The 16,711-nt window shown below is 45.6% G+C and carries 10 protein-coding genes; 4 read left to right on the top strand and 6 right to left on the bottom strand.

Annotated elements, in window-relative coordinates; genetic code table 11:
• Position 1: 1 nt before the first annotated feature.
• Complete coding sequence (locus HQM11_08520; GenBank protein ID MBF0351064.1) at positions 2–2,182, bottom strand: transglycosylase SLT domain-containing protein; 2,181 nt, start codon at positions 2,180–2,182, stop codon at positions 2–4.
• 73 nt (positions 2,183–2,255) lie between these two features.
• Between HQM11_08520 and HQM11_08515 the strand changes: the two genes are divergently transcribed.
• The gene (locus tag HQM11_08515) at positions 2,256–2,891 is read left to right on the top strand and encodes a hypothetical protein (protein MBF0351063.1); all 636 of its coding nucleotides are present in this window, start codon (positions 2,256–2,258) and stop codon (positions 2,889–2,891) included.
• Between the two features lie 186 nt (positions 2,892–3,077).
• Positions 3,078–4,214, top strand: coding sequence for an alanine racemase (gene alr, locus HQM11_08510; protein ID MBF0351062.1), 1,137 nt, complete (start codon positions 3,078–3,080; stop codon positions 4,212–4,214).
• 2 nt (positions 4,215–4,216) lie between these two features.
• Here the strand turns inward: alr and HQM11_08505 are convergent, their stop codons facing one another.
• The 3 genes from HQM11_08505 to HQM11_08495 form a co-directional block, all read right to left on the bottom strand.
• Positions 4,217–6,604, bottom strand: coding sequence for a bacteriohemerythrin (locus HQM11_08505; GenBank protein ID MBF0351061.1), 2,388 nt, complete (start codon positions 6,602–6,604; stop codon positions 4,217–4,219).
• 179 nt (positions 6,605–6,783) lie between these two features.
• Positions 6,784–7,743, bottom strand: a complete 960-nt coding sequence (locus tag HQM11_08500) for a FliM/FliN family flagellar motor switch protein (protein MBF0351060.1) — start codon at positions 7,741–7,743, stop codon at positions 6,784–6,786.
• A gap of 1 nt (position 7,744) precedes the next feature.
• Positions 7,745–9,247 (bottom strand): FliM/FliN family flagellar motor switch protein, encoded by a 1,503-nt coding sequence (locus HQM11_08495; GenBank protein ID MBF0351059.1) that lies wholly within the window; start codon positions 9,245–9,247, stop codon positions 7,745–7,747.
• A gap of 86 nt (positions 9,248–9,333) precedes the next feature.
• On the opposite strand from HQM11_08495, the gene HQM11_08490 reads away from it, so the two are divergent.
• A complete protein-coding gene (locus HQM11_08490) occupies positions 9,334–12,858 on the top strand; it encodes a protein-PII uridylyltransferase (protein MBF0351058.1) in 3,525 nt (1,174 codons plus the stop codon).
• On the opposite strand, the gene HQM11_08485 is transcribed toward HQM11_08490, so the two are convergent.
• Complete coding sequence (locus tag HQM11_08485) at positions 12,853–13,977, bottom strand: N-acetylmuramoyl-L-alanine amidase (GenBank protein MBF0351057.1); 1,125 nt, start codon at positions 13,975–13,977, stop codon at positions 12,853–12,855. The genes HQM11_08490 and HQM11_08485 overlap by 6 nt on opposite strands.
• A 110-nt stretch (positions 13,978–14,087) precedes the next feature.
• Entirely contained in the window at positions 14,088–15,497 is a 1,410-nt protein-coding gene (gene mpl, locus HQM11_08480) for a UDP-N-acetylmuramate:L-alanyl-gamma-D-glutamyl-meso-diaminopimelate ligase (GenBank protein ID MBF0351056.1), read from the bottom strand.
• A 219-nt stretch (positions 15,498–15,716) separates the two neighbouring features.
• Here mpl and HQM11_08475 point away from each other — a divergent pair, with 219 nt between their 5' ends.
• Entirely contained in the window at positions 15,717–16,706 is a 990-nt protein-coding gene (locus HQM11_08475) for a response regulator (protein ID MBF0351055.1), read from the top strand.
• The last annotated feature ends 5 nt before the right edge of the window (positions 16,707–16,711 follow it).

The raw sequence follows: 16,711 nt of genomic DNA, 5'->3' as shown, positions 1-16,711 counted from the left end.
ATCAATTGTTCTGATAAATTTTTTGATATAAATGATAAGTGGTGAAGACCCGTTTGACATAATTCTGGGTTTCACCATACGGAATCTGTTCAACAAATTCGTCTTCCGGTGTTTTATTCCAGCTTTTGAGCCATCGTTTGACACTGTTGGGACCACCATTGTAGCCTGCGGCGGTGTGGACGATGTTGTTGCCAAACTGGTTTTTGAGCCATCCCAGATAGGTGGTTCCCAGGCGGATATTGATTTCAGGATTGAACAGATCTTCTTCATCTTTCAGCCGGAATTTTTCTTTTTTGGCAATGTGACGGGCCGTATCGGGCATGAGTTGCATGAGTCCCCGGGCTTGAGTGGATGACAACGCGGTTTCCAGAAAATGGCTTTCTTCACGCATAATAGCCAAGGCCCAGTAAGGGTCAATGCCTGCTTTATTGGAAAAATGTTTGACGGTTGTCCAATAAGGTCGGGGATAGGCAAATTGCCAGAGCGGCTGGTCACGAATCGCCAATCCCTTGAGATCCCACATATAATAATTGGCGACAACTTTTTGCAACGCATAAAAATTTCCGGCCTGCTTCAGAATTTCAGCACCATGCCAGATCACGTCATTTTTAGGGTGAGTTTTCAGCAGTCTGGATAATTCAGACCATCCCTGGTCCAGTTCCCGGACATCCAGAAAAAATTCAATGCGACTGAACAATGGTTGGCGTTCCAGTGTCAGCGGGATGGGATTGTCATACTTTAAATCACCCAATTGGTGGGTTTCAAAAGAGGGCGCCTGAACCAGTTGCGCGAGTGCTTTTGTTTTTTGCAGTCTGATACCGTAATAGGTGTTGGGAAAATCCCTGGATAATTGGGTAAAAAGAGACTTTGCCTGTTTTTTGTTTCCAACAGCCAGTTCGGATTTTGCCTGCCAATAGAGAAATTTTGCATGCACTTCCGGACTGGAAAGTTTGCTTTTGAGAGCGTTTTTGATCCATGACACGGCCTGAGCATGCTGTTTTTTTTGAATTTCGTTCCAGCTTAATTCCCACAATGCGACTTCATTCAGACTGTTTCCTGGATAATCGGTCAGCAGTTTCTGATACCATTCCATGGCCTTGACATCGTTTTTGACAATCAAAAAATAGGTCGCCAGTCGTTCATAAAGGGACGGCAGCAGATAATATTTGGGAGAATGTTCCCGGATGCTCAAAACATATTGCTCCGCTTCAAGGACCTGTTTTCTGTTCAGATAAATTTTAACCACCCAATATTCCTGGGTGGCCAGTGGAAGCTGAAACTGTTGAGCAAAATTATTCTCATTGAATTGTTTCAGCAGTTCGGTGTATTGACGGTCTGAATACAGGGCTCGTATATAGATTTTTCCAAGCTTCTCACGGTCCTGGGGTTCAAATTCACTGAGTTTTTCAGGGATGCTCTGGAGGAGCAGTTTATGTTGGTTGATATTTTCCAGATGATTAAAACGATTGAAGTAGTTGGTTGCATTGAGCACAATTTGCTGATCCAGAATCATTTGGGACATGGCTTGATCACTTTGAAGCGCCGTGTCCCTGTCTTCAGGATATTGCCATTGCAGCAGAAGCATTCTGGGAGAAACCGTATATTCCAGTTGTCTGGCACCCCGTAGATAAATACCAATAATGACCGGATCCTGAAATATCTTTGATGTTTTTTGGATGATGTCATGGAGCAATGGGAAAACCAGGGATTCGCTGTTTCTAAAATTTTTCCGGATATTCTGTTGTAACCGCGATTCATAATCGGGATAGGCTGGTAATGAAATCAATTGACGCACCAGCGGAAATGCTTTTTCAGGGGCAGGACTTTCCAAATAGTTTTTGAGGCGCTGATAGAGCCAGATATCCTTGTTTTCAGCATCCAGTTTTTGACCTTCGGCAAAGGCTTTTTCTCCGTCTTCAAAGGCTCCTGACAGGATGTGGCAATGTCCTTGAATGAACAGAACACGTTTTTGATCGTCAACTGTGTAAAACGCTTTGGGATCTTCTACCTGTCTGGAAAATTCCTGACAAAATTTCTGATCGAGAACAAAACTATTGTTGTCCCAGATGGTTTCAGCAACGGCCTGAGTTAAGCACAACAGGGTAAATAAAACGGATCCTGTCAGGACTCCGGCAATTTTGGTCCACAGTGCCAACGGGAAGCTAAATGAATATTTGAGCATACGGCAAATGTTTCCACAGGTCAGAACCTGTGTTTTTTGAATGATTTAAATTGTCTGAAACGAAAACAGCATTATGAGTGAAACAAAAAAAAACAAACCGCCACCACTCCTCATAAATCAGGAACCACGTAAACCTCAGGGGATTACGCCACTGCCTTATCAATTCGGAAAAGATACCTATGAAGTTTATTTAAACACAAAAAATCCGTTTATTGCAAGGATTCTTGTTCCTGAACCGGAACCTCTGACTCTTGCTCCGGAAAAAGCAAGAGCTCTGTTCAAGCAATTTCAGGATTCGCCACAGTATCAACTGGTTTATCCGACCCGATCATCGCCTTATCAGCGGCGAAAAGTCAAACCCTCTTCCGTGCCCTTGTCCTCTGAAAACAAGAGCCATCCGCCTGTATTTTCCATTCCTCGTAAGCTTGCGGAAGATGGGACCAGAACGCAGGAATATATCCAGCACTTTTTTGAAAGTCTGCTCAAACGACTGAAAGACGATCCTTACAGTTTGCCATGGATTGTGAATGAACTGGTGCCCCTGTTCATGGAACATCAGATTCGAATAAAAATTTATACGGCATTTCAGCAATTTCATGACTGGAATCAATTCATGCAAACCCTGGAGCAAATTACTGAAAATCATGATCTTGAAAATTTTGAAATGTTTTGCAGTGCGTTGTTTGGTTTTTACAGTCAGCTTCAATGAATTTCAGTAGAGACGCTTGGGCGTTGGTTTATCATGATATGAATTGTCATTTCAGCTACTTGTCATGCCGGACTTGATCCGGTATCCAGTAGCCACACATCGTCTTGCGCCCCTGGATTCCGTGTCAAGCACGGAATGACAAAAACAGAAAATCACACCATACTAAATAATGTGAGGAAAATTGTTATGACCATGTTCAGCGCTATTCAACGACCTACTGTGGCCGAAATCAATCTGGATCATCTTAAACATAATTTTTTGAAAATCCGTCAGCACGTCAACACGAAAGTGATGGCCATTGTCAAAGCCAATGCCTATGGTCATGGTCTGATTCCGGTGGCCCATTTTCTGGATAAATGCGGAGTTGACGCACTGGGGGTGGCGTTTCTTGAAGAAGGCATCGCACTGCGTCAGGCCGGAATCCGGTGTCCGATTCTGGTGCTTGGGGGCATGTGCCACAAGCAGGTGGATTATTTTCTCGATTTTGATCTGGAAATCAATGTGTCTTCCCTGGATAAACTCAAACAGGTGGAAGAAGCCTGCGAACGGAAACAGAAGCAGGCGGTGATTCATGTCAAGGTCGATACCGGCATGGAACGAATTGGTGTGCATAGCTATCATGCGAAACCCTTGCTGGAAGCGGCGTTAAAATCAAGGCACTGTCATTTCAAGGGCGTATTTTCTCATTTGGCCTGTGCGGATGATCCAGCGTCTCCAATGACAAAACTTCAGATGGAACGGTTTCAGGAAATCACCAGCCACCTGGAAAAACTGGGAGAACCCATGCCGTTGCGCCACCTGGCAAATTCAGGTGGGATTCTGCACTTCAAGGAATCGCATCTGGATATGGTGCGTCCGGGAATTATACTTTATGGCTCGTTGCCTGATCCTGCGTCGCACGATGTGCTGGGCTTGCGTCCTGTGCTCACCCTGAAATCGCAAGTCGTGTATTTCAAGGTGATTCCTCCGGGGGCCTCCGTGAGTTATGGCGCCACCTGGACGTCGGAAAAAATGACAAGGGTTGTGACCGTTCCGATTGGTTATGGTGATGGTTATCCACGTGCCTTGTCCAGTAAAGGACATGTGTTGATCCGGGGACAGCGATATCCGATCATTGGCCGGGTTTGTATGGATCAGTTCATGGTGGATATTGGCTGGAATTCTGCCTGGAATGAAGATGAAGTGGTGCTAATCGGGACACAGGGGGATGAACACATTTCAGTGGAACAGATCGCTGTGCAGAGCGATACCATTCCCTATGAAATTTTTACCAGATTGAATGAACGTATCCCCCGTGTTTATGTTGGCGACAACGGGGAATAGTTTTAGCGAATCCCTTTTGAGTTCAGAAAAGTTCCATATTTGGTGTCTTCCTTCATGATATGGTTGATCAGCCAGTCCTTGAGCAGGTTGGTGAGTTCAATACACAGGGTTTCAGCTTGTTCGCGTTCAAATCGTTGCTGGTATTCCAGTGCTTTTCTGGCAAAGCCATCGTGAATACGTTTATGGTTGTCATATTCCGGATAGCCCTGTTTTTTCAGGAGATCTTCTTCAAATTTAAAATGGAATTTTGTGTAATCAATCAGGCCTCCAATCAGACTGCCAAGACTTTCCCTGTCTATGCCATTTTCGGCACCGTTCCTGATCTGGTTGACGATATCGAACAGCAATTGATGCTGACGATCGGCTTCAGCGAGGCCTGTTTTAAACACGTCATCCCAATGGACAAATTTTTCTGAGGTGACAGGTGTGTGTTTTTCCGGGAGCAGATGCGAAACATCCATCGTTGACGACTCCGCATTCCATTTGAACGCATTCACCAACTCCTGCAGATTGGTGGCGACGCCAATCAGGGATGAAACACTCTCCATGCTTTGCTGAGCCACAGGCGCCAGTTGTTCTACGGCTTCTCTTCCAAGACGAATGTTCTGATTCATTTTTTTGAGGCTATCCGAAATGATGGCATTGGACGAAGCCAGGTCACGTGCCCCGATGGCCACTTCGTTCAGGGCTGTGTTGCATTCCTTGGTTTCCTGCATCACTTCCAGCGCTCGTTTGCTGATAGATTTTAATTCATTGGAAGCTTCCTGAACATTCATGGCAATCCGGGTTCCTGACTGTGAAATCGTCGAAATGACCTGAGAGATCTGTGTTGCGGATGCTGTCTGGGAGTCAACTGACTGGTCAATGGTCTGGCTGATCTGCATCAGGCCTGATAGCACTTCATTGATCCCTTTGGTGTTCTCCAGTGCTGTCAGCGCGTATTTTTGAATTTCGTCAATTTGTTGACCAATGCCTTGATTGGCATCTGCGGTTTGATGTGCGAGTGCCTTGACTTCAGCGGCGACCACAGAGAATCCTTTGCCTGCTTCTCCGGCGCTTGCGGCTTCAATCGTGGCATTCAGTGCCAGCATGTTGGTTTGGGACGCAATGCTGTCAATCAGTTTAACAACCTTGTCAATTTTTCTGGCGGTATGTCCCAACGTTTCCATGGTTTTCAAGGTGGACTGTGCGTTTTCATGGGCACGTTCCGAAATCATCATGGCTTCCTGCGTTTTGTTGCGGATATGAGATAATTCGCCAGACATTTGTTCTGCGGCACCTTTGAGATTATCCAGGTCAATGGCTGTCTGATCTGTGCTGGTTTTGATGTCTTCCATATTTCGATCAGCCTCTTCGGAAGATACCGCAACCTGTTTAACACTTTCGCCAAGTCGATCCATGGATTGTGACACCACCCTGACATTGGCCGCGGATTGTTCGGTTGCGGAGGCGACGGTCATCATGTTTCCGTTGATATTTTCTGACAACCCTGCCAGGAGCGTGGTCTGTCGGTCAACATTCTGAAGATTCAAGGACATCTGCTCAGAGATTTGGGTCAATGTGGACGTGGTTGCCACGAGTCGTTGGATTGTTTCGGCAATAAGACGCACAACTTTCTGGATTTTCATCAGGAATAAATTGAACCAGTGTGCGGTATCACCAATTTCATCATGGGATTTAATATCAATACTGCGTGTCAGGTCGCCTTCACCTTCAGCGATATCCGCCATGCGCTCTCTCAACATTAAAATAGGCATGAGCACTTTCAAATAAAGTCCGAAGCCGCCGAGTAAACTCAGTGCGAGGATAATCACGTTGATGACAGTGGTTTTGGTCTGTGCTTTCTGTGTGTCGTTGTAGAGTTGTTCAAGCACAAGCGTTGATTGCTCAATGTATTTTTTCTGGAAAGCTTTGACGGTATTGTTGAGATCTTCCGCAGTCTTGTCAAAATCCTCCATGATGAGATTTCCCGCTTCTCGTCCCTGTTTCATATAAGTTTGGGCCATTTTGGTTCCGGTTTTGAAATAAGACTGCATGCGTTCTTCCATCAAATCTATTTCAGCCAGGGCCTGCTTATCGTTGTTTTTTTCGAAAAAAGACCGGCTACCGGTCAGGTTTTCCAGGAAGTTTTGTCGGGCGGCCTCAGCATCCTTGAAGCCTTCCGCATCCAGCGTGAGAGAAACATCTGTCAACCATTGTTGTACCTGGATGGTTGATTCAACCATGGCGCTGGCATTCAGCATGAGTTTCATATTGGTTTCCAGTTCCTCCGCGTCATGACCCACCTCTGACAAAATATTTCTGGTCAGAAGGGTGCCCCAGATTAAGCCGATGACAATGAGCGACAAACCCAGTATTAATGAATTTTTCAGGTTCAATTTGATTTGCATAAATCCTTTTGTGATATTTTTGATTGCAATGAGGATCGTGTGTATCCTTGAAACGGGTTCAACATCAAGTGTTCCACTTGTTAACCATTGTGAGTATATAGTCGTTTGTCAGCAAAAAATAAAGAGTTCAAAGCAAATAATGATCGCTGTGGGCCAGATGTTTAGGGGGGGGGCATCAACTATTTGACAGATGGAAGTGTGAAGGACTTGAAAACACGGGTTCTTTTACGATAAGCGGCTTTCTTTTCTTCGTAGTCACCCGTGATTTGTACGGCATAATGGTCTTCCGTTTCTCCCAGAACACCTGTCATCATCGGCATGCCATTGATTCGCAGAGTCAGTTCATTGCCAACTTTGGATTGAATGGGCAGTATATCTCCTACTTCAATGGAAATTTTTTTATGTTGTGGCCCCCAGACGACAGAGCCTAACTCGGCTTTCACATCATATTCCAGTTCAAGCATCAGATTGCTGAAATGTTCTTCAATTTCTGAATAATAATGATCCAGTGTTTCTGGAGGAAGCACTTTACGATTATCCAGTTTCTGAAGTATCTGATCCAGTGAATAATAGGGGAAGCACAGCACCACATCAGCCGTGAAGCCGTGTGTTCGCAACATTTGTCGTGCAATGACACATTTTTCAAAGGGACGCATGACCTTGGCCCGGAATGGATGTGTGGTGACTTTTTTGAGTTTTATGGTGATGTCGGAAATACCGGACCAGCTTTTTTCAAAGTCCTGCAAGACACGCATCAACCGTTCCTGAAGTATGGTCTGGGTGGTTGGTGTGAGTTCTGGCAGGGTGGTTGGGAAATCCCGCAATAAACGGTTAGGCTGATCCGCCAGGCATGCGTGAGCGAACTTGTTGTTCACCAGCATCAGGCCGGTGCCATGATAATCGGTATCAAAAATATAAATAGGCTGCTGAACTTTCAGTCCCTGAAAAAATTCCCCGAAAGGTTTCCATTCCACAGGTTCTGTGGTCACTTCCACCAGCACTCCCAGTGCGTCAAACAGTGTGGTTTCCAACAGTGCGGCCCAGCGTTGCATGACAACATCCAGCCATTGAAACCTTCCGGTTTTTATGTGGGATGTGATCAGACTGTAAGCTTCAACCTCTTCAATTTTGTGAGACATATCAATCCTGATTGATCCCTATGATACGAACGCCAAGTTTTTCTTTGTTGATGAGCACCATTTCTCCATGAGCGACAATCTTTCCGTCAAGAATCAAATCCACGGGATCACCTGCTATTTTGTCCAGTTCCACAACACTGCCATAAGTGATTTCAGTGATCTCAACTCCGGTGAGCTGGGTTCTTCCAACTTCGACTATGAGTTCATGATTCACATCCAGCAGAAGTTTCGCACCGAGTCCTTTGACAGGTTTCGGTTCTTGTTCAGACGCTTTTCGTGGTTCAGGTTTTTCATCCCATTGAGTTGACGGTTTTCCTGTGGCTACCGGTTTTTTTTGCTCCAGCGGAATTTCAATAGGTTGTTGCCCAATGAGTTCGTCCATGTCTTCTGTTGGCCGTGGCGGTGGCAACGGTGCCTGTTTTTTTATTGGCGGTGGTGGCGGAGGGGGTGGTGGTTCCTCCTCTTCAAAGGTCAGATTCTCTTCAGCACTATCGTCTTCCAACATCAAATCTGTTTCAGGAGAATCAGACATGTCGCCCAGATCATCATCCAGGAGCAGGTCATCTTCAGAGGGCATACCCAGATCATCATCCAGCAACAGAGCACTCTCAGTATTCATTGAATCCTCCATATCCATTTCGTCCGACAATTCCAGTGCGTCCATAGGTTCTTCCGGAGGTTCCACCTCCAATAAATTTTCATCCAGTTCAGGTTCTTCCATCATGAGATCATCTTCCATGGAATCCTGCTGATCACCAATAATTTCTGTTTCAAGGCCAAGATCCTGGTCCAGTTCATCCACACTGCCATCCACATCAAACAAACTTTCATCGCCTGAAGTGTCTTCCTCCTGAACATCATCAAGGGCCATTTCTGTGGATTCTGCCGAATCTTCATCAAAGATACTGTCATCCAGTCCCATGTCATCATCGGTATCCTCTGACCCGGTTTCTTCAGGAAAGTCCAGATTGTCATCCAGTCCCATGTCGTCATCGGCACTCAGCGTTTCTTCCTGTGCTGAGTCTTCGAAATCCAGGTCATCCAGAGAAAGCTCCTCTTCTGAATCTCCAGTGTCTCCGTCAAAGAGGTCGTCAGCAGAAGTTTCTTCCGCAAGGTCATCCTCACCTTCCATCATGGTTTCGGTTGTGTCTGAATCAAAGCTGTCAAGATCCAGATCGGACATATCCAGATCCATTTCTGTATCAGCATTGTCCTCAGGTTCCGCAAAAGTGTCTTCACTTGTGCCTGTTTCATCGCCGAAATCCAGATTATCCAGATCGAGATTATCCAGATCCAGGTCAATTTCATCCTCTGGAGGAGGCTCGGGAGCTTTTGACTTTACTGCGGCGGCTTTGGCCGCCAGTGTTTTCGGCGGTTCAGGTTTCGCAGGTGTTTCAGCGTCAAAATCAAAATCCAGATCCAGGTCCGAATCCCCGATAGATGTATCGCTGTCGTCGCCGAGATCCAGGTCGTCAAAATTAAATTCTAAATCCTCATCACCCATACAGGATTCCTTCCGTTGTGACTTAGGTCTTTAAATCAGTGGTTTTGCAAGGCATTCAGCCCCGGTAATTTGCTTCAAAGCCTCATATGCTAAAATCAGTCCATTTTTCCGGACTTGGAATTTTTATTTTTAACTTTTATAACCCAACTATCGAAAAAATATGTATTTCTTCAACCCTTATAAGGAATTTTGTGGAACGTTTATATTCTTCCGTGGGTACCTATCCGTTTCTGGGACAATTTTATACCCTGAACCAGGGGGAACTTAGAAACAGGCATATCCGGGATATTCAGCAACAACTGGTTGATTTTCTGGCGGAAGAGAATCTGGAGAATCTGACAGATATCGATTACATGGAAAAACGGGAATATATTTTTTCTGAATGCGTATCGTCATATTTTCAGCGACAAACCAGGGAAATCGCGGTTCTGAATCTGAGTGTAGGGAATTCCTTTGAAATTCTTGCGCTCAACACCAGCCTGGTGGACGCCATCATCGAAGTCGCGCTGGGATATGCCATGTATGAGTTGCCCTGCCTCCGCAGATTGCAGTACAATGAAATGTTGCGGGATCAGCAATACAAGGAAAAAACCCTGCCTGAAAAAATAGAAAAACGGGCGGCGATTGCCAAACAACTGCAATTTGATGATCCTGACGCGTCTGAAAAACAGATTCTGCAAATGAAGCAGTATTATCAGCAGATTTTTAACGATTTGAGTCAGGATATTGAAAATCACGAAAAAACATTGAGGTCACTCAGCCAGAAATTGCCCTGGATTGAGAAATGTAAGATCAACCGCGAATTTGTGCTGGAAAACATGGTGATCTTTGCCCGCGGTGGTTACGGCCGGGGCGAATTGAGTTTTTCGTCAGACCGGGATGTCGGGTATTGTCTCAACACCGCCTCCCTGAATGAAGGGGAAAAGGTGATTCTTCAGCAGTTGATCATTCGTACGGAACATTTGTTGAGGAGTGCCAGCGTCGACACTGCGCATCAGTATTTTGAGATTGAGGATGACCTGCGGCAATACACCGAAGAAGAAAACATTCACACCATTCCCTCCATTCTGGAAAGTCGTGTTTTGATTGGAAGCAAGGCCCTGTTTGAACTGTTGAAACAGAAATTCTACCAGATTTTATCCTATGAACCCTATGTTCTGAAAAAATTGTCAGAATACAAAAATCACACACACCCAACCCTGACGGAAATGAATATCAAGGAAGATTTTGGCGGTTTGCGTTCCATACAGATTCCACTCTGGATCGCGTCAGCTACGTTTGGATCTTTTCCGAATCAGACAGCGGATTTGATGGTCCTTCTGATTGAAAAACGGATTCTTTCGCCAAAACAAGTCTACAAGTTATGTCAGGCCATAGAGCTTGTGTATGATCTGAGGAACTTTATCGGTGGCGCAAAAGAGTTCTACTTTGACAAGGAAGCCGAGGATGTGGGGATTTATTCGGAAATCCAGAAGAACACGATCAATGACAATATGGAAAAATTATACCTGTTGAAACGCAAACGGTTTCCCGGTGTGGATGATTTTGACCGGTTCCGTCTGAAAGCGGTGTATAACATTCAAAGTCTTTCGCAGTTGATTCTGGATCGTTTGCTGGACCGCACCATTGTCAGAACGTTCTCCACATTTCAGGTGGAAGTGCATTTGCAGAAAAAACTGGTCACAGAAATTCATGCGGTCAAAGGGTTGCCGCATGTGCATTTATTACTGATTTTCAACAATCCAATCACAATCCTGGATTTGTTCATTTATCTGGGAAATTCGGATTATGATCTGTCGCCGGAAATCAAGGATGAATTGTCCGATGTGCTGCAAAAACTGACAACCGAAGCCATTCAGTCGAATCGTCGCCGGATCCGGGAAAAATTCACCGAGTTGATGCTGACACCCTATGTCGCGAGAGCTCTCAGGGTGATGCATGAGATCAGTGACCCCAATGACGGGTTTGGTCATGCCAATACACTGCTGGGCCGATTTATTCCTGAATGGAACCAGATGCGGTTTTTGTTGAGGAATCTGACGTATCATCAATATCCTGTCTGTGTCCACACCCTGAAGGCAATGGACCGTTGTCAGGAAGAACTCATGTATCTCAAAAAGAACTATCCTGAATTATACAACTATCTGGAACCCAAACACATTCTGGCTCTCAAATGGGGTGTGCTGTTTCATGATGTTGGAAAAATAGAGCCCAAAACCAAACATCAGATTTCCGGAACATCCCTGGCGATTCATGCGCTGGAACGTCTGGGCTATGACGATGAGCAACTGTTCAATCTGATCACTCTCATGATTGCCCATCACATGACCGTTGTTCGACTCAGCAAAACCACAGCGTATTATGATCAGGCCCTTCAACGTTTTTTTGAGGTGGCAAACCGTGATTTGATTCAGGTGATTTTGTTGTTTCTGGTCAATATTTCTGATTACAGTTCTGTGAGTGATACGACGGCAAAAGATACCAAAAGCCTCAGAAACTTTTTTGAGGAAATGTATCGTGTTTATTCTGAAATGAAAGCTGGTGGCATGGATGATCCGATGGTCTCCATTCTGCTCTATCTCAGAAATAAAAAGCAGGATCTGGAAACCGATACCCGGATTGATCTGCTGATCAATGCCAGCCTGCAGAATGATTTGAAAGTGACGCTGTTTCAACCTCTGGCCAATGTGAACAGTCGTGAATTTCAAAAATTACAGCGTGTTGAGAACGATCTGCATTCCATGTGGAAATATCTGAAAATAGGCTCGCTGGATGCCAAGGGCACGGATGAATACACCGATAAACTCATTCGTACCATCAGGCAGTATCTGACCGATGAAACCATCCGCCAGTTGACCGAATCGTTCACGCCTTTGATTGAATGGTTCTTCATGGCGTTCCCCAACCGGTTTCTGCTGAGCGAAACGCCGAATGTGCTGGCCAATAAAATGTTGAGTTTTGTGGATTTCAAGAACAAACCCATCATTGTGAATGTCTTGACCAATGCCCGGGGAAGCATCAACGGTGTGTTGATTTATGTCAGGGATTATCCACAGATTCACAGTCGGGTTGCGTATGCCCTCAGTGCGAGAAGAATCAATATTGAATCCGGTAAAATGAATCAGTTGGTTATGGCCGACGGAACCGTTGGCTTCTGTTATTATTTTCAGGTATCGAGTCAGGGGAGCAATGATCTGATTTTTCCAAGAGAACTGGAAGCACGGATTCTGGAGGGGCAACCCCCGCAACTGATCACACTGAATTCTGATTTTATCTACAATTCCAAACTGCGCCTCGAGTTTCTGGAGGCTGATCAGAAAAGTTATATTGTCCGGGAGGTAAATGGGAAATACCTGCGTGAGGACATGGATTTCATGCGTGTCAAAATCACTTTGGAAGACGCGCCTCTGGTCTATTATAAAATGGCACGAGCGTTTGACAATGCCGGCATTCATATCCAGCAGTCCCTGATCACCACCATTGGTCATCAGGTGGCGGATTATTTTTATGTTACCCGGGAAGATTTTAACCGTATCCGTGAAACGGATTTTGAAGAAGTGCTGAAATCATTCTTTCTGCATCCGACTGAAATTCGGTTGGAAAATTTATAGGCGACTGGTTCTTTTCAGTAAAAATTCCTGGATGCCATGAAACATTCCTTCTGCCAGCACCTGCTGGTAATCACGGTTGGTGAGCCGCTGGTTTTCTTCAGGATTGGTGATGAACGCCAGTTCCATCAGCACCGAAGGCATCCGGGAATGCATGAGAATCAAAAAGGGAGCTTCCTTGATCCCCAGATCCCGGGGGAACTCGGCATAGCGTGAGGTGATGGCCTGCATCAGTCTGTCATGGAGTGACCTGGCAAGCTGGTTGGATAACGAGGTGTGTTTGCGGAGAGACAGATTTTGCAGAACATCCGCCAGTTGATGGATTTCCTGATCGCTCATTTCATTTTCCCTGATTGCCGCATTCATGGATGCCTGGTCTCTCACAGATTCCAGATAATACAATTCAATCCCATGCACCATCGGGTCGGTATGAGAATTGGTGTGCAGTGAAATCAGCAGATCTCCTTTTTTATTACGGGCAAACTGTGCTCGTTTTTCTCTGGAAACATAAGAATCTCCCTGACGTGTCATGAAAACCTTGTGCGGGGTATTTTTCAGGAGCAAACGATACAGCTTTTTTGCTACCTGAAGCACAATATCTTTTTCATTCACTCCGAACGCGCTCGCTCCGGGATCATTTCCTCCATGCCCCGGATCAATAATAATGGTGACAGGACGTATGGTTTGTGCCGGAGTTGGCCGGGCGATGACGGCTTGTTCAACCGGGACTTCCTCTTCTTCCAGACGTATGGTGATGGTATTTCGGGTGGCGACCGTATAAGCGGTGATTTTGGGCATCAAGGGTTTTGCGGGCTGTATCCACAAGCGTGTGATCCGCTGATTCAGCGGTTCCAGCAGGATTTGCTTCAATACTCCGTTTTCTTCATGCAACATGGCTTGAGGTGGCGTGAAAGATTCCACATCAATAAAATCGACATACATGCGTTGTGTGTGGGTGTCCCATCCATAAACATAGGGCACTTCCCTGGAAGTATTCAGTACAATCTTGATACGATTGGCCGTGGCCCAATAATGGGTGGTGACAATCGTCGCAGGGGACATCCAGCGGGATGCTTCAATAGCGGGTCCACCCTGGCCATAAAAAAAGGACTGCTGTTTCATGGACTCCCGGGCCAGAAGCCGGGTCGGGTTGTGTGATGCAATAATAATGAAAAGCAACAGGGATTTTGCGCAGTAACAGAGTACACGGAACATAGTTTCAGTTTTCCAGATTATTCCAGCATTTCCAGCAAGCGGAGATGGATGTTGTCGAATTTACCATTGCTCATGATCAATACCACATCGCCACTTTGTACCGTGCTCACCAGATACTCCAGAATGTCTTCCGTTCTGGCAAAGGTTTTACACATTTGTCCACGCTCACGCATTTGCTGTTCTACAGCCTGAATATCCAGTCGTTTTTCGACGGGGATCTTGTCGAACCGATACGGCAAGGCAATGATCGCTTCATGAGCGCCTTCAAACGCACTGACCATCGCTGCCTGGTGCACGTTGATAACGCTGGTATTGCTTCTCGGTTCAAACACCGCGAACACCCGTTGCCGTGGATGTCGTTGCCGAATGGCCTGAATCGTTTTCTGAATTGCTGTCGGGTGATGCGCGAAATCATCATACACAAGCACGCCCCGGGCAATGCCTCGCAGTTCCTGCCTGCGTTTTACTCCACTGAACAGATCAAATGCCCGCTGAATCTGCTCGGGTGTGATTCCGTAATGAATCGCCGAAATCGCAACCGCTGTGGCATTGGACACATTATATTCCCCCATGAGCGGAATCTGAAATTCGTAATCTTGCCGGTCACGCCAGTGCAGGGTGAAGGTGGTTCCGGAAGCGACTGGCATGATGTCCCTGATCTGAACCATGCAATTTAGATTTTTCCCAAAAGTCACACACGGCGTGAACGCGTGCTCAATGACCGACATCACATTGGCATCGTCGCCATTAGCCACGATCAACCCATTTTGAGGCACCAGTCGCAACAGGTATCTGAAGGCCTTCAGAATATCCTGTAACGAATCAAAAATATCGGCATGATCAAATTCGATGTTGTTGAGAATCAGCAAATCAGGCAGATAATGGAAAAATTTGGAGCGCTTGTCAAAAAACGCGGTGTCATATTCATCGCCCTCCGTGATAAAAAAACCACCATACCCTTCCCGGCAGCTTGTGCCAAAATTCTCCACAATTCCGCCCACCATGAATCCAGGATCTTTGCCGGCGACGTCAAACACCCATGACAACAGGGACGTTGTCGTGGTTTTGCCGTGAGTTCCTGTCACAACCAGTGAGGTATTGCCACGGATGAAATACAGTTTGAGCAACTCTGCCATGGAAATGTATGGAATTTTCTGGGCCATCACCCATTCTACTTCAGGATTGCCCCGGGAAAGCGCGTTACCAAGAACCACCAGGTCTGGTATTTCAGGAAAGTTCTTTTCAGAATATCCGTCAAAAATGGCGATGCTGTTTTGTTCCAGAAAAGTGCTCATCGGCGGATACACATTGTTGTCCGAACCCGTAATGCGGATGCCCCGGTTTTTGAGGAGAACCGCTAGGGATGCCATTGCGGTTCCACAAATTCCGGAAAAATGAATATGACGAGATTGATTCAGGGTTTTCATAAGCTGACTCTAAAAAACAGGTTTTTTTATAAATGGGACTTCCTTTTCGCTCTTTGATACGTTATGAACCTGATATAAGTGCTATGAGGATACAATACAAAATTCAAATCAGATTAAAACTGAGTGGATAGAATCCCCCTTATCCATGCCTCTTTTTTCTGTTTTGTTAATGGCTCTGCGACATATGCAATAAATTGCCTGTATGATTCAGGAAGGCTTATGACTGAACGAAAAAATGTAACCATCATGATTGTTGATGATCAACCTTCAGTGCGTGACACGGTGAGGATCGGTCTGCGTGTGATTCGTAAATTCAAATTTACGTTTATCGAATCCGCAGATGGTTATGAATGCCTGACCGCTCTCAGATCCGGAGCAAAACCGGATTTGATTGTCACGGATCTGATGATGCCTGAATTGAACGGCATGGAATTGATCTATCGGCTAAAAAACAATCCTGAAACACATTTTATTCCGATCATAGTGATCTCCGCAAAAAACTCTACCATTGATGTTCTTGAGGCCTTGAAAGCAGGTGCCATTGATTACCTCACCAAACCATTTACGCCACAAGATTTGCAACGGGCTGAACGGACGATTGAACTGAGCCTCCAGCTCAACAGGCACCGTGATGAAATTTCATGGCAACAAAGCCAGTATGAGTTACGGCAATGGAACCTGACCCGTTCTCTGGAAAAAGAGCGGATATTTCATCTGAATAAAATTCAACAGATTCTGCCCTTGTGCCATCAACTGCTGGCCTATTATTTTCCGGAAAACAAACGGGAAATCATGTGCATTGGCGTGTATGAAATCATGATGAATGGAATGGTGCATGGAAATTTTGAGGTATCTTCTGACCTGAGGGACCTTGAAGATGGCGAAGAAAAATTTTTTGATACCATCAAGGAACGGCAGGAAACCAGACCGTATTCAGATCGTTATATGACAGTTCAAATTTTGCTGACCGAACAAGCCCTCAAGCTCAAAATTCTGGATCAAGGCAAAGGCTTCAGTTTGAAAGAAATTCCTGCTATGGAAGATGAGGCAGCCTATTTTTTAATGTCTCATGGCCGCGGAATTACCATTGCGAGAACTGCGTTTGATTCGGTAGAGTTTGAGTTTCCATCTGGAGGAGGGACTTGTGTGGTGCTGGTCAAGGAATGGCCTCCACAGACACAGGACGACTCTGAAGACCAGCCCTCATAACCATG

It is taken from the genome of SAR324 cluster bacterium (assembly GCA_015232315.1).
GTDB lineage: Bacteria > SAR324 > SAR324 > SAR324 > NAC60-12 > JADFZZ01.
The sequence above is the reverse complement of the archived record's forward strand: the minus strand, read 5'-3'. Positions and strand labels throughout refer to the sequence as shown.

Coding starts and splice junctions, on each gene's coding strand:
- HQM11_08520 (MBF0351064.1), bottom strand. CDS start 2,182: ATGCTCAAATATTCATTTAGCTTCCCGTTGGCACTGTGGACCAAAATT.
- HQM11_08515 (MBF0351063.1), top strand. CDS start 2,256: ATGAGTGAAACAAAAAAAAACAAACCGCCACCACTCCTCATAAATCAG.
- alr (MBF0351062.1), top strand. CDS start 3,078: ATGACCATGTTCAGCGCTATTCAACGACCTACTGTGGCCGAAATCAAT.
- HQM11_08505 (MBF0351061.1), bottom strand. CDS start 6,604: ATGCAAATCAAATTGAACCTGAAAAATTCATTAATACTGGGTTTGTCG.
- HQM11_08500 (MBF0351060.1), bottom strand. CDS start 7,743: ATGTCTCACAAAATTGAAGAGGTTGAAGCTTACAGTCTGATCACATCC.
- HQM11_08495 (MBF0351059.1), bottom strand. CDS start 9,247: ATGGGTGATGAGGATTTAGAATTTAATTTTGACGACCTGGATCTCGGC.
- HQM11_08490 (MBF0351058.1), top strand. CDS start 9,334: ATGCTAAAATCAGTCCATTTTTCCGGACTTGGAATTTTTATTTTTAAC.
- HQM11_08485 (MBF0351057.1), bottom strand. CDS start 13,977: ATGAAACAGCAGTCCTTTTTTTATGGCCAGGGTGGACCCGCTATTGAA.
- mpl (MBF0351056.1), bottom strand. CDS start 15,497: ATGAAAACCCTGAATCAATCTCGTCATATTCATTTTTCCGGAATTTGT.
- HQM11_08475 (MBF0351055.1), top strand. CDS start 15,717: ATGACTGAACGAAAAAATGTAACCATCATGATTGTTGATGATCAACCT.